Origin of the sequence: uncultured Roseobacter sp., from assembly GCF_947493125.1 — a bacterium.
Classification (GTDB): Bacteria; Pseudomonadota; Alphaproteobacteria; order Rhodobacterales; family Rhodobacteraceae; genus Roseobacter.
Genome location: NZ_CANLQB010000016.1, coordinates 25,207 through 38,264, shown reverse-complemented (window position 1 = coordinate 38,264; position 13,058 = coordinate 25,207). Strand labels below are relative to the sequence as shown.

Annotated in this window: 17 protein-coding genes; 5 read left to right on the top strand and 12 right to left on the bottom strand. The window is 56.5% G+C overall.

Going from position 1 to position 13,058, the window contains the following annotated elements; all coding sequences use genetic code 11:
• Window positions 1-9 precede the first annotated feature (9 nt).
• Window positions 10-906: an NAD-dependent epimerase/dehydratase family protein gene (locus Q1A71_RS22815; RefSeq protein WP_299682405.1), complete on the bottom strand. Its 897-nt coding sequence runs from the start codon at window positions 904-906 to the stop codon at window positions 10-12.
• A gap of 151 nt (window positions 907-1,057) precedes the next feature.
• Window positions 1,058-1,471: a helix-turn-helix domain-containing protein gene (locus tag Q1A71_RS22810; protein WP_299682402.1), complete on the bottom strand. Its 414-nt coding sequence runs from the start codon at window positions 1,469-1,471 to the stop codon at window positions 1,058-1,060.
• Window positions 1,472-1,544: 73 nt separating this feature from the next.
• On the opposite strand from Q1A71_RS22810, the gene Q1A71_RS22805 reads away from it, so the two are divergent.
• On the top strand, window positions 1,545-2,042 hold the full coding sequence (locus Q1A71_RS22805) for a DUF2938 domain-containing protein (protein WP_299682399.1): 498 nt from the start codon (window positions 1,545-1,547) through the stop codon (window positions 2,040-2,042).
• Between the two features lie 173 nt (window positions 2,043-2,215).
• On the opposite strand, the gene Q1A71_RS22800 is transcribed toward Q1A71_RS22805, so the two are convergent.
• A complete protein-coding gene (locus Q1A71_RS22800) occupies window positions 2,216-2,818 on the bottom strand; it encodes a TIGR00730 family Rossman fold protein (protein ID WP_299682396.1) in 603 nt (200 codons plus the stop codon).
• Complete coding sequence (locus Q1A71_RS22795) at window positions 2,815-3,363, bottom strand: RidA family protein (protein WP_299682393.1); 549 nt, start codon at window positions 3,361-3,363, stop codon at window positions 2,815-2,817. The genes Q1A71_RS22800 and Q1A71_RS22795 overlap by 4 nt, the downstream gene beginning before the upstream one ends.
• Between Q1A71_RS22795 and Q1A71_RS22790 the strand changes: the two genes are divergently transcribed.
• A complete protein-coding gene (locus Q1A71_RS22790; protein WP_299682390.1) occupies window positions 3,340-4,263 on the top strand; it encodes a helix-turn-helix domain-containing protein in 924 nt (307 codons plus the stop codon). The two genes, Q1A71_RS22795 and Q1A71_RS22790, sit on opposite strands and share 24 nt — an antisense overlap.
• A gap of 314 nt (window positions 4,264-4,577) precedes the next feature.
• Here Q1A71_RS22790 and gcvA read toward each other — a convergent pair whose 3' ends face one another.
• Complete coding sequence (gene gcvA / locus Q1A71_RS22785; protein ID WP_299682387.1) at window positions 4,578-5,519, bottom strand: transcriptional regulator GcvA; 942 nt, start codon at window positions 5,517-5,519, stop codon at window positions 4,578-4,580.
• 112 nt (window positions 5,520-5,631) lie between these two features.
• Here gcvA and Q1A71_RS22780 point away from each other — a divergent pair, with 112 nt between their 5' ends.
• Complete coding sequence (locus tag Q1A71_RS22780; RefSeq protein WP_299682384.1) at window positions 5,632-6,537, top strand: DMT family transporter; 906 nt, start codon at window positions 5,632-5,634, stop codon at window positions 6,535-6,537.
• Complete coding sequence (locus tag Q1A71_RS22775; RefSeq protein ID WP_299682381.1) at window positions 6,534-7,163, top strand: LysE family transporter; 630 nt, start codon at window positions 6,534-6,536, stop codon at window positions 7,161-7,163. The genes Q1A71_RS22780 and Q1A71_RS22775 overlap by 4 nt, the downstream gene beginning before the upstream one ends.
• A 336-nt stretch (window positions 7,164-7,499) precedes the next feature.
• Here the strand turns inward: Q1A71_RS22775 and Q1A71_RS22770 are convergent, their stop codons facing one another.
• The 7 genes from Q1A71_RS22770 to Q1A71_RS22740 all read right to left on the bottom strand — a co-directional run bounded on the left by Q1A71_RS22770 (window position 7,500) and on the right by Q1A71_RS22740 (window position 12,016).
• A complete protein-coding gene (locus Q1A71_RS22770) occupies window positions 7,500-8,480 on the bottom strand; it encodes an MFS transporter (protein ID WP_299682378.1) in 981 nt (326 codons plus the stop codon).
• Complete coding sequence (locus Q1A71_RS22765; protein ID WP_299682375.1) at window positions 8,477-8,662, bottom strand: hypothetical protein; 186 nt, start codon at window positions 8,660-8,662, stop codon at window positions 8,477-8,479. The genes Q1A71_RS22770 and Q1A71_RS22765 overlap by 4 nt, the downstream gene beginning before the upstream one ends.
• Before the next feature lie 57 nt (window positions 8,663-8,719).
• Window positions 8,720-9,100, bottom strand: coding sequence for a hypothetical protein (locus tag Q1A71_RS22760; RefSeq protein ID WP_299682373.1), 381 nt, complete (start codon window positions 9,098-9,100; stop codon window positions 8,720-8,722).
• Between the two features lie 24 nt (window positions 9,101-9,124).
• Window positions 9,125-9,259 (bottom strand): helix-turn-helix transcriptional regulator, encoded by a 135-nt coding sequence (locus tag Q1A71_RS22755; protein WP_299682370.1) that lies wholly within the window; start codon window positions 9,257-9,259, stop codon window positions 9,125-9,127.
• A 464-nt stretch (window positions 9,260-9,723) separates the two neighbouring features.
• Entirely contained in the window at window positions 9,724-10,158 is a 435-nt protein-coding gene (locus tag Q1A71_RS22750) for a hypothetical protein (RefSeq protein ID WP_299682367.1), read from the bottom strand.
• Window positions 10,146-10,625 (bottom strand): hypothetical protein, encoded by a 480-nt coding sequence (locus Q1A71_RS22745; RefSeq protein ID WP_299682364.1) that lies wholly within the window; start codon window positions 10,623-10,625, stop codon window positions 10,146-10,148. Before Q1A71_RS22745 ends, Q1A71_RS22750 begins: the two co-directional genes overlap by 13 nt.
• A gap of 56 nt (window positions 10,626-10,681) precedes the next feature.
• The gene (locus tag Q1A71_RS22740) at window positions 10,682-12,016 is read right to left on the bottom strand and encodes a hypothetical protein (RefSeq protein WP_299682361.1); all 1,335 of its coding nucleotides are present in this window, start codon (window positions 12,014-12,016) and stop codon (window positions 10,682-10,684) included.
• Between the two features lie 122 nt (window positions 12,017-12,138).
• Here Q1A71_RS22740 and Q1A71_RS22735 point away from each other — a divergent pair, with 122 nt between their 5' ends.
• The gene (locus Q1A71_RS22735; protein WP_299682358.1) at window positions 12,139-12,987 is read left to right on the top strand and encodes a LysR family transcriptional regulator; all 849 of its coding nucleotides are present in this window, start codon (window positions 12,139-12,141) and stop codon (window positions 12,985-12,987) included.
• Window positions 12,988-13,058: the final 71 nt, after the last annotated feature.

Sequence of the window (13,058 nt, the reverse complement as noted above, 5' to 3'; positions counted from 1 at the left end):
TTACACAGATCAGGGCTGACGGTCCGCTATCCACCGGGAGGTTGCTTCGGCGAAGTCAGTGACCTGCGGTTGCCAGCCGACAGCTGACTGCAACTTCCGCGCCGACATGTGTTGATCAAGGGTCGGGCCTTTCGCCCACCCACCGTGCTCCCTCACGGCCTCTGCCACCGAACGAGTGATATTTTTTGTTGGAGACCCATAGGCTTTGGAGATCACGGAAGCGATCCTGCCTACGGCGACACCTTCTTCGGCAGCCGCATTGAAATACCCTACAAGGTCAGAGCGTTCGACAAGGTCGCAATAGGCTCGGGCCAAGTCACGGCTTTCGATCAGGGGCCAGCGCGTAGCCGCACTCCCCCAGATTTCAATGGATTGCCCAGCCTTTGCTGCTGATAAAAAGCGATCGAAAACCCCACCATCACGCATATCATAGACCATTGCCGGATGGACGACCGCCGTGCGCAGCCCAGGCGCGGCGAGCAATAATTGCGCGTGCGTCACCATCCAAGAGAATAAAGGCAGCGGATCAAATGGTCGGTCTTCAACTGCTATTTCGTCACCGGTTTCACCGTAGAGCCAGCATCCCCCAGTATAGATCAGCCGCGTCGGTTCGTTCCGGGTTTCAGATGCATGAATCACGGCTTTCATGGCCTCGGCGTCCACATCTCCCATATCTTCATCAAACGTTGCTGCAGCCTGAATGATCGCGTCGGATGAAACAGCCACATCTGCCCAATGATCCGGGTCGGAAAGATCGCCTCTGAATGGTTTCACCCCGGCAGAGGTAAGCAGATCGTCAGACTTTTCCGAACGGCTCAAAGCCAAGACCTTGTGGTTTCGGCGCACCAGTTCCGCCACAACAGCCGTTCCAATCGTTCCTGTGCCACCCAAGACAAATACCTGCACTGCTCATCCTCCCCGCTGCCTGCAAAACGAATGCCTACAACTTCAACCAAGGTTGAGGTCAAGCACCGATGTCGCAAAAGGGGACTTTTGTACCCACCGCAGCATCAATCAAAATTGAACGGCAACGGCTATGGGAACACGTGTAAAATGGTCAACGCCGTGCCGCGCGCGCTTGTTTCTTTGCGGCGATACGCATCATTTTTTGAAATCTGGGACACTCCAAGTGGCTTGGTTCTGGGCATTCTGCAACATGCAGCAGCCCATCTCGGACTTGTTGCAGCATCTGTATTTGGTGATCAATCTCCGCAGCTTTCTTATGCAGCAATTTGCGGTCGATGGAGGCTGAACCATCAGATGAGAAAAATGCTTCAATCTCTGACAGGGAAAAACTCGCAGACCGCCCAAGAGCTATGAGAGCAAGGCGCTGGAAGACAGTCGCGTCGAACAACCGCCGAAGACCTTTGCGCCCTATCGAGCTGATCAAGGACCGCTCCTCGTAGTACCGCAGGGTTGATGCAGGCAGCCCGGTTCGATGCGAGAGTTCAGCAATATCGATGGTTTTCATACTTGACCTCAAGTCGGCTTGAAATGGCAACCTATGCCCCGTCGCCGTTTGGGGCAAGAAAAAGGGATGTGTTATGAATTCGATCGAAGCGGCAGTTGCTGTGTTTGTCATCGGCATCGGGGCAACAGCGTTCATGGATGCCGTTGCGTGGCTTCAATGGCGTTTGTTCAAGATACCGAGCTTGAACTACGCCCTTGTTGGAAGGTGGATTATTGGCCTTTCGAGGGGTCAATTCTTTCACAACACGATTTTGCAATCGCCGCCCCGACGCCATGAACGGGCCATTGGTTGGCTGGCTCACTACGGTATCGGTATTTTCTTTGTCTTCCTGATGCTCGCCCTGATGGGAGCTGACTGGTTCATCGCCCCGGACTTGCTGAATCCACTTGTGATCGGTCTGCTGAGCCTCTCCGCTCCGTTCTTTATCATGCAGCCTGCTTTTGGATTTGGGGTTGCTGCCTCGAAGGTCCCATCGCCATGGGTTGCAAGGCAACGGAGCCTGCTTGCACATCTGTCCTTTGGCATTGGAATCTATTGTGCGGGAGTAGTGTGGTCTCAACTGATGCCGTAACACTGCGAGAAGCTCCATTTAGCAAACACAGGGCTTATCGGCGGGTGGCCTTCAGACTGCCCGCAGACAGGTCATCCTGAAACAGCCAACCAACTGGACTACGCCACAGCGCACAAGCCCCCGCCTCCTGACGGCGGCCTCGACCATTTCCCCAGTGTGGCTGATAACCTCCCTTACCTATTGCTGTTGTAACCTTTGACGGGAGGGTGATTGTAACAAGCAAAACCCTCCAGAAGCGCGCTGACATTTGAACCATCGAGAAGCATTTCCCGGTGCGGCTTTGAAAGGAACCCGCAATGAACCATTTGGTCGAGCATGGTTAGGAGCGGATCAAAGTAGCCGCTCAGATTCAGCAACCCGATAGGCTTCTCATGATACCCGATCTGGCCCCATGTCCATTGCTCGAAGAACTCCTCCAATGTGCCGCTACCGCCGGGCAGGACAACGAATGCATCCGCGCGATCTGCCATGTCCGCCTTGCGTTCATGCATGTCCGCGACGATGCGCAACTCGCTCAGACCCTTGTGAGCGATTTCGCGATCGACAAGCGCGCGTGGCATAACACCGGTGATGTGTCCGCGAGCGTCAATGCACCCGTCCGCCAATGCCCCCATTAGCCCCACATGTCCGCCACCGTACACGATCCTGTGACCGGCGCTTGCCAGCGCGCGACCGGTGTCGAAAGCGTCGGATTGATAATCGTAATGGTTCCCGGACGCTGAACCACAGAACACAGCGATACTCTTGTTCTGAAACAGAGGCCCACCTACCATCATGAAGCGTCTTTCATTGCGATTGCCTGTATCTTGATCTTTGCGCCAAAGGGCAGTTTTGCTGCCTGATAGATTGTCCTTGCCGGGAACTGCGAAAACCGCGCCCGGCAGACTTCATTCACTTCAGGCAGATCGCGTTCAAGATCGGCAAACGCAATATCGACATAGACAATCTGGTCGGAATTGAAGCCCGCAGCTTCCGCAACCTTGAACACCAGATCAAAGGCGCGATCCGCCTCTTCTTGAGCGCTACCCTCTTGATAGCCATCATCATATACGGCCAACTGGCCCGAGATATGGCATGTGTTGCCCACGACCACCGCGTTGGAGATGGGGGACGGCGATGCAGGGACGCCTGGAACGTCCGTGATAAAGGCTCGCGACATGTGGCTTTCTCGCATTGTGGCTCTGTATTGACACAACCCTACGCGCCATGGCTCATGTCGGAAATGATCGCAAACCTTCAAAATCAGACAAAGCGCCTTCAATCCGTCCTGATCCTGGGCTTCGAAGATGTTCTCCTCATGGATGTTGCAGGCCCGGCTCAAGTGTTCGCCTCCACGAACAAGATCTTGGGTCGAACGGCATATGCCATTTCCATCGTGACAGAAGACGGGAATGACATTCGGACGGATACCGGACTGTCGCTCACCGCGCAGGCTTCGTTTGCTGGACGTCATCGGGCGGATATCTTCGTTGTTCCCGGCGGCCCCGGCGTTGATCGACGACTATTCGATGCATCATTGCGGGAATTCCTGACCGAGATCGAACCGAACGTGGAGCGCTTCGTTTCGATCTGCTCGGGCAGTCTACTTACCGCGTCCGCAGGGCTCTTGGAGAACAGAAAGGCCACGACGCACTGGGAGCGTGTTGACCTCGCTCTTCAGCAGTTTCCGAAAGTGGCGTGGCATCTTGATGAGATATTCACTCAGGACGGCAAGTTTCACTGTTCGGCGGGGGTGACGGCAGGCATTGATCTCGCCCTTTCGCTTGTAGAGGCAGACCATGGACGGCGTGTCGCTCTCAGTGTCGCCCGTGAAATGGTCGTCTTCATGAAGCGGCAAGGCGGGCAATCGCAATACTCCGCACCCCTCAAAGCGCAGGCGGCATCCAGCAAGCGCTTGGGCGAGCTATACAGTCACATCGAACAAGACCCGTCTGCGCCATGGGGCGTGAAAAGGATGGCAGACCTTGCCGGAACAACAGAACGCACACTGCATCGTGATTTCATGCATGAATTTGGCAAGACGCCCTCCCAATTCGTCGAAGAACGGCGCCTTGCGCTCGCGCGTTCATATCTGGAGGGAAGCATGAAGCCGGTCAAAGAGATCGCCTATCTGTCAGGGTTCACAACTGAGCAGAAGATGCGAAGAAGCTTTGTCAGAAGGCTCGGAGTGCTGCCGACCGAGTATCGAGACCGCTTTGGCAAATCCAACATTCGCGCATAGCGCGGAACCGGCTACTTTTGACCTGCCGCCAGACGTTGGGTCGATCTCAGCATAATTGCGGAAGGTGCTGCTTCACATTGACGAGGACAGCCTGCAGCCGGCCAACGCTGAGGGCAAATCCAGTGATGCAGCTTTCCGAAAGCGAACATCCCGCACTTAACCCACGTCCATCTATACGTGGTAACGATGACCGAGAAGAGTCGTTCCACACTCAACAGCCGACACTTGCACCAGATGCGGCTAAGGTCGGCAGTGAACTCCATTTTTCCCAATGCTGCGACTTGCGCTACGGACCGCTTTTGAGCAGTCATTCTCTATGGCAGCGATGACAAAGTAGCTGCGTCCTGAACACTTTCCGCTTCGAGGAGCATCCACTTTCGGAACGCGCGGATCTTCGGATCGTCTTCGCGGTCCTTGGGGCGAAGGAAAAAATACGCGAATACGAGTGGGGTGCTCAGGTCAGCATCGAAAGGGCGTACCAGGCGACCCGATGCGAGATGATCGGCTGCCATGCGATCGCCGATAAGGGCGACGCCTTCGCCGTCCAAGGCGGCGCGGACGGCCATGTCTTCTTTGGTAAAGCGCGGCCCTTTGTAAGGGTCTACGTCACGCGCGCCAGCCGCAAGAAGCCAGGTGCGCCAACTGCCTTCTGCCTCTTTCCATTCAACGTGCAGCAGCGTGTGGCCCGCAAGATCAGCAGGTGACCGCAGCCCTGTTCCCCGTTTCAAAACATCTGGGCTGCACACAGGTGTGGCCCGCATCGCAAACAATCGATCACAAAGCACGTTCGCATAGCCGCCCATTCCGTAGCGGATCGCGACATCTGCCTCCCCCTTCGCGATGTCGACCAACCGATCCGTTCCATCAAGGCGCAGCTCGATCTCTGGATGTTTGCGCCGAAAGCGATCCAACCGCGGCACAAGCCAAAGGGAGCCAAAGCCGGGGCTGACACTGATCGTCAGCAAGTGATCGTCGGTGCGCGTCTGCATGCAGGCGGTCGCAGCAGCCAACCGGTCAAAGCCTTCCGTCATTAGTGGAAGGGCGGCTTCGCCTGCCTCTGTCAGGCGCAGAGCGCGGGTCAGCCGATGAAACAGCGCTGCACCAAGCCAGTCTTCCAGCGCCTTGATCTGATGGCTTACCGCCCCGGGCGTCACGCCAAGCTCTGCCGCAGCTTGAGAGATGCTCAGATGACGTGCGGTCGCCTCGAAGGCCTGCAATGCCCGCAGTGGGGGGAGGGAGCGTTTTGGCATACGCATCAATAAACCTAATGCATCTAGTGAAATCAATTCCTTTGTCGACGTGGAGATCCTTCAGTATTTGATCAGGTATCACATGAAACATGTTTTGAATGAGTGAAAAATACTCTCGGTGGAACTTGAAACTGACAGACGATCTAAGGTGCGGTCCGGCTATGCGGTCGGGGTCACGTTACTCATCGTGTCGGCCATCACTTTCAGCACAACAGGGATCTTCACCAAAGGCGTTGAAGCGGCAGCATGGGCCGTGATCTTTTGGCGGGGCGTCTTTGCGGCCACTGTCACGACGGCGTGGGTCGCGAGGCGAGGTACGCTGCGGCAAGAGTTCCTTGCCATGGGTCGGGCAGGTTTTGCTGTCGGCGTCATCGGGGCGGTTGGTACTGCCGCGCTGATCCCGGCTTTCAAGCTTACAACCGTTGCGAATGTTGCACTGATCTATGCGTCCGCCCCGTTCATCGCGGCCTTGATGGCGTGGGTTATATTGAAAGAGCGTGTGTCGCGGCGTACCGCGCTCGGTGCGGCGGGGTCGCTTGCAGGCGTCGTCATCATCGTCGCGGGCTCATTGGGAGATGTGAACCTGACAGGGGATGGATTGGCGCTGCTCATGACCGTGGTTATGGCGACCATCATGGTCATCTACCGCGCAAGGCCAGACACACCGAGCGCAGGGCCCTCGGTCCTGCAATCCTTGTTTCTGGTGCCATTGGCCCTCATCTTCGGTTCACCGTTGCAGATTGATCCAGTCGAAATCGCAATCCTCGCTGTCTTTGGTGTCATGCACGCAATCGCGTCCGTCACGCTGGCCGAGGGGGCAAAACGCGTGCCATCCGGGCAGACAGCCCTTCTGGGCGCATTGGAAACGCCGCTCGCACCGATCCTCGCATTCCTTATGCTGTCAGAAATTCCCCCGACTGCGACGCTTATTGGGGGTGCGATTGTGTTGGTTGCGGTCCTGCTCTCCATCAAGAGTAAGGCCACACCAGTTGTGGAACTGAGCGACCAAGGAACGCGCCCATGACTATCGAAATATGGCTAACCTATCTTGCAACAGTTCTTGCCTTTATGGTGACGCCCGGGCCGAGCCATTTGCTGATGCTCTCCAACAGCATGACACATGGCTTCAATCGATCACTTGCAACAGCAGCTGGTGACCTAACCGCAAATGCGTTGCAAATGGCGGCAGCCGGACTAGGGCTTGCGGCGGTCCTGGTGGCTTCGCAACATGCCCTTAAAATCGTGAAGTGGCTTGGTGTCGCCTATTTGCTTTGGATGGGTCTTCGCATGTGGCGGCAGACAAACCACGCCAGTTCTAAGGCTAGCGTCGCGCCTTATGCATCCCTGAAAACACTTTGGGGTCAGGGGTTTCTAACCTCTGCTGCAAATCCGAAGGCCGTCGTTTTCTTTGCTGCACTCTTTCCCCAATTCATTGAGCCAGGCCAGCCTTTCTGGCCGCAGTTTGTGATCCTTTCGGTCACATATCTGATTGTCGATTGTACGTTTTTGTCGAGCTATGGAATTGGAGCTAGTTGGATCGCTTCGAAACTAAAGGAAAATGCTTCGGCGATGGTCCACCGGATCGGCAGCGCGTTCCTGATCGGTGCCGCTCTGATGCTTGGTCTCAAAACTTTGCGGAACACGGCATAGCCACAGACATCGCTCATCCGAGCGATAACAGCGGACGTCTGCAGCATCCTTTTTTTATGCTCGCTTTGTCCCGGGATGTTTGAGTTCGATGGGGCCCTAAGTTCGCGCTTGCAGCGAATGACGGCAATCCGGACTGCGACCGCAGCATCCGGAGACCTTGCTCAAGGTCGGCAACGGGCCGGCCGCAAGATCTTTTTGAGTTTGGGCAAGAGAAAAGGCCGCGTGGCCTCATATGACCGCGCTGAGACCCAATGACCCAATCCTGCGGGCCAAACAAACAGCCCGCGTAGGGGGCTGGGTCATTGGCCATCAATCGTCATTGCAAGAAACTAACATTCAAGCCCGGGCGCGGGCCATAAGAACATGCGCTATCATGCCGAACAGGTAAAGAAGCAAAACTGTCAGTAACATCGGACCATGGCCCGCGTACCCAAGAATTGAAAGCAAAATTGGCGTTCCGATAAGGTTTCCGAGATTACCCATCTGCGCCATAGCACCGTTGGCCAAAGCACGGCTTTCGTCAGTGGCATTTAGCTCTGGCACAGCGGCAAAACTCGCGCCTTGGACAAGTCCCAAAGCTGCGAACAAGCCGATGAAAAGATGCGGTAGAGGAAGGCCTACGAAGACAAGCATCACGACGCTTCCAGACACTAAAAACCCCACGATTACAATTGTCACCGCAGTCGCTTTTGCGAGCAATGCCGATACGATGATGAGGGATACCGCGATACTGACAACCGGCATGAAGCCAACAATCAAGGTGCGGCTAGATGATGGCAACAGCTCTGGGAGCACGGCCAGCAAAGCAACGAAAGTCATGGTATAGAACAGCCAGCCAATAGCCGGCGCAGCCACATAGGGTGATCGGTAGGCATCAATGTGCTTCTGGATCATCGGGGTTTTGTCGCGTTGAACAGCGGCAGCGGTTTCAGGACGTCTCACATTGGCGAGAAAAGTGCCCAGAAAGAGCGCCACCGATAGCATGTAAGCCCGATGCGCCACCAGTAACCCGTCGAGCCCGCGATTTTCGACAACTGGCAATCCAATCCAGGCCATCAACGCAAAAGAGACACCAAAGAACGTGCTCCACATAGTCATACCGATCCCGCGAAAACGCCCTGACGTGATTTGCTCAATGAGCGTCGGCGCGGCGACGACAATCATCAGATGGGACACACCTTCGATCACACGGCTTACCAACATGATCGCAAACCCTGGCAGTGTCGCTTGCCAAAAGGAAACAAAGCCACCGAGTAAAAGGGCCGTGATGACAATACGCCCGAGCCCGATGCGCGCGATCAAGACGCCAGCGGTCATTCCAAAAAATGCACCCAAGCGCTGATAAGGGTCAGGAGCCAGCCGATTTCGGTTCCGGCCTCAGGATAGAGCAAGCGAACGGTGCCGAACGGAACGGCAAACTTGGCAAATTGCGCCGCAGCGCCAAGGCCCGCCAGCCATAAGACCAGCACAAGAAGAATACTGCCAAATGAAGTCCGCAACATACTATCCGGATACTGGGCGCGCGATCTTTGATCCACGCATAAAAAATGCGAGGATCAGACGCCCGAAACCAGTCGAACCCGCGTGCCATCAGCCAGATAAAGCCTTTCCCAAAGGATAGCACCTGCACTGATCCGGATTGCGTTATGGGTAGCTTGGGACGTGCTAAACAACTTTGCTTTTGGTTCTTTTACAGACCACCAGTCGGACTCCGCGAGTTCAGTCTCTGCTTGGCGGATTTCGTCCGTCGAGAACCGCCAAAGTGATACGCCAAGCATGGCTCTTTGCGACACCAACCAGTCTTGTGCTCGGCTAAGTGAGTAAGCCAAACAAACATGATTGGTTTCGTCGACCAAGTGCACGCAATCGCTGGAGTTTTCGACCAGCCGGCGCAACGCCTGATCATCTGTTCTGGGTTGGGCAAGCAGATCGAACACAGCATGCTGGACTTTGATTGGCGGTTATTGTTTGCCACTTTCCCACCGAGATACAGTCGCTTGATCAACGCCCACCTCGTGTGCGATGACCAACTGCTTTAACCCCAGCACCCGTCGCTGCTGCCGCAACCGACGGCCAAATGAGGGTAAGGGTTTCATCGGGTGTTCTGGCATACTTGGGCCAGGGTGCGGTTTTCTCTTCGCAGACGCAACTGCGTTAAACGAGCTGCCCGTCGTGCATCCTGTCCCTACCGAAACGCACCCGTTATTTGCAGTGTCTGTCATCGATAACCGCATTTAGTAAAGGTGGGGCAAAACGACCGTCTGTGACCACGCCCACTTATCCATAGTCGCCATTGACGCAGCCGTCGCGAAAGCTCACTTCGTCCGCGATCTGTGAGTTCGATAAGGACAGCACTTCGACAATACCGCGAAAGTCCGGCCTGGTGAAGCTGCACTGCAGCGCTCTACGACATCGGCAATGGCGGTTTTGGGCCGTCCTCGGCTTAAGGGCGGCAGTTCATGCTGCTTCTAGAAGCTCCCCTATGACTGGATTGAGCTCAAAGAAACCATTGCTGCGCAGTGCATCGACGGCCATTTTGCGACGGGATGCTTGATCCGGGCTAGGCTGAAAAAGCAATCCATCGGCCAGCGAGTAGCACACCGCACCATACCAAAACTGAGACAACTGCAATGATCCTCTGGACCTTCTCAAGCAAGTAAAAGAGAACGGCGTTTGCGCCCGCCAACGCCAGAAACCCGAACTTCCAAAAGATCGCAGGGTTTTCTGCGTAACGCGTGGCCTGGACCGACAGAAGCAAGAAGCCTGTGAATGCCGCACCGGTGAAGGCGAGCACAACGGTGCGAGACAGGCGCGCAACCTGATCGTCAGCAACACCGATTTTAAGAACGCGAACGTCTGCCATAAGAACTGGGACGACAACGAAAGCGAAGGTCAAAATGTGCAGCGCTGAGATCACGGGATAGATTGGCCCGCCCACCCAATCCGCTAGCGTGGAGGTCTCCAAGGCTGCCAATAAAGACGTCAGCTCGAACATGCGGCTTCTTCAGTTTGCATGCGGCCTCGGCGCACGACGGCCTCGCCGTCTGGCAACCTGATCCATTGACCGCGCAGTTGGTAAGGTGGGCGGCAGTTCTGGAACACGATTGTCGCGATGCGGTCATCCGCCGCGATACGTCCCTCGAGCCCGAAGAATAAACCGACCGGGGGGTATTCCACGTCGATGACCCGGCCCCGGTCTTCTTCGCGCACCTCGACGACGTCAGCAAATTCTTCGCCCTGGGGAAGTTCGGTTGGTGTGCGCAAATCGTCATCAACTTGCATCTCTATCAGCGGGTGCGGACGACGGAAGCTGGCAGATCGCACGACACCTTCGACGTAGATCGGACGGGCGTCATCATAGCGTCCCGTGAACCCGTGATGAGCGAGCGCTGATCGCTGCGCGAACAGTGTGAACGCTGCGCAGCCGGTCAGGAGGGCAAGGGCTTGGCGTCGGGATTGCATGAATGGAACTCCTCAAAATAGGTGCGCGCCCTGATGGGAGGCGCGTGCTGCGACGTTTAGCGCGCAATTACCATCGAATGTGCGCCACGGGCGACCGGCACAGAGTGTTCCGTCTTGATCAGTTGCGTGTTGCCGGGGTCAAGCGGATCGGTCTGGATGCGCCAGAAGTCGATGCTTGAGCCGTCGACCCGATCATTGAAATGGTCAAAGTTCGCCACCGCGAGGTAATTGCCGGAGTTGTCGAACACCGCCGCTTCGGGCAGGATGCCGTCGTAGTTGAACGTCCCGACTTCTGTCAGATCGCCGGTTTCCTGGTCGAGCGCTGCCAGCGTCACCGAGGAATACCATGTGATGCGCTCGTCGTCATATGGCAGGTAGCTGCGCTCCAGATTGGTTGTGGCCACCCAGCGGCCATCGGGCGAAACGGCAAGGCCTTCGGGGGAGACACCTGTCATCACCCGGTCAATCAGTGCGTGGCGTGCTGTTCCATCCTCGCTAACTTCTGCGTTCATACGCACCGTCACAAGCTGACCGCGCGGTGCTTCGATCCAGATGCCCGCGATGTCTGGCCCCCAATAAAGCGCGTTGCTCACGGCGTGGTTGCCATCGGGCGTGAACAGCGCGCGGTCAATGTCCACCGTGTTGCCGAAAGGCGTGACACTCAGGTCATCGCCGACACTGGCAAACTGCATCGTATTGTCGAACTGGTTGATCCAGACGATCACGTCGTCGTCCGGATGCCAGTCGATATCCATGATGTTGTCTTCGCCGAGGGCATACCCTTCGATGGTCGGCGAAACCGGATCGCTCAAGCTACCATCTTCAGCGATGCGAAACAGCTGCATAGGAATCTCTGCGCCAGACCCACCCTCGATGGAGTAGCTGACCGCGAGGGTATCGCCCGCTGTGTTGACACTTGCCGAAAGGGGCCGGGCACCAATCTCAACGGTTTGCAGGATCTCGGGCGACGCCGGGTCTGCCAGGCTTATCACCGTCAATGTCGTACCAATCGACATATCGCCAAAACCATGGGCATCGTCGTTGTCCGGGCGCGGAGTGAACGTCTCTACCACGAAAGCAAAGCGGCCGTCGGGTGTGATCTCGACTGCATTTGGCGGGCCAGCGACGGAGTTCGACGCGAAAACCTGTGCCGCCACCCAGTCACGGGGGTCACCGTCTAGCGGGATGACCGCGAGGGTGTCACTGCCCTCCCGGGGACCAAGCATGCCGTTGACATAGGCCGACGAAAGCATGTCTGCATCCTGAACCGAAACGAGATAGCGGCCTTCGAAGTCAAGCTGGCCACGGGCATCCCGCGATCCGGCCTCTTGCGCGAAGGCGGGGGCCACCAGGGCCGTGGATACAGTGAGTGTCGTAAGCAGGGTCTTCACCTTGATCTCCTTTGTCGGTGTTGCATGTGCTTGATCTGCGCTGATCACGACATAAGATTGGTCAATCATCGCAACTTACGATGTTACTATTCGATAAGTTTGATAAACTGGAGTTATCGAAAGTGTTTGGCCTGACCGACTACGAAAGCGTGATCGCCATCGCGGAGGAGGCGCATTTCGGCCGGGCGGCGCGTCGGTTGAATGTGACGCAGCCAGCGCTTTCCTCACGTCTTCGGCGGATCGAAGAGGAGCTTGGCGTTCGCCTTTTTGACCGTGATCGCGGCGGGGTGAGCGTGACACCGGCGGGTGAGCAGTTTGTCGAAGGTGCCGAGCGGGTCATCACCGCTGCAGAAGAAACCGCGCAATCCGCACGGAATGCCCAGGCAGGCCTGGGGCAAACGCTCCGCATCGGCATGACGCAAATCGCTGCCTACCAGATTGTTATCCCAACTCTGGTCAACTTCCGAAAACACCATCCCCATGCGCGGGTCAAACTCTATGAGGGCACGACTGCGGGTCTGGAAAAGCGTTTGGAGCAGGGCATGATCGATGTGGCGTTCCTGCACCCACCTTTGCACGCGCCAGACTTGTCCGAGACGTATCTTCTTTCTACGCCTATGGCGCTGTTCGACGGTGATCCTGACCCCATGTCGCGCAAACCCATGGTGGCATATCCGCGCGCGGAAGCCCCGGTTCTTATGGGTGCACTTGCGCGGCGATCGAACGAAGGAAACGGAGAGTATCCCGCCGCCGAAGCAGATACCATGCTCGGCGCGATCATACTGTCACGCGCGGGCTTCGGGCCTTTTGCGGCAACAGCCGACTACCCGACGCCCTTTGAGAAAACAGAGCATTGCCTAAGCGCAACTGACACGGGCCTGACCCTGGATACTTCCATCGCCCGTCGCTTGCTCGATAGGCGACCAATGATAGAAACCCTCGTTAAGTCCGCCGCAAACGCGGTTGAGTAGCGGGCTATTTTGCCGACCAACGGTCGACACGGACGGAATTGGACAGGTGGATTTGGAAGAACCGGACTTTG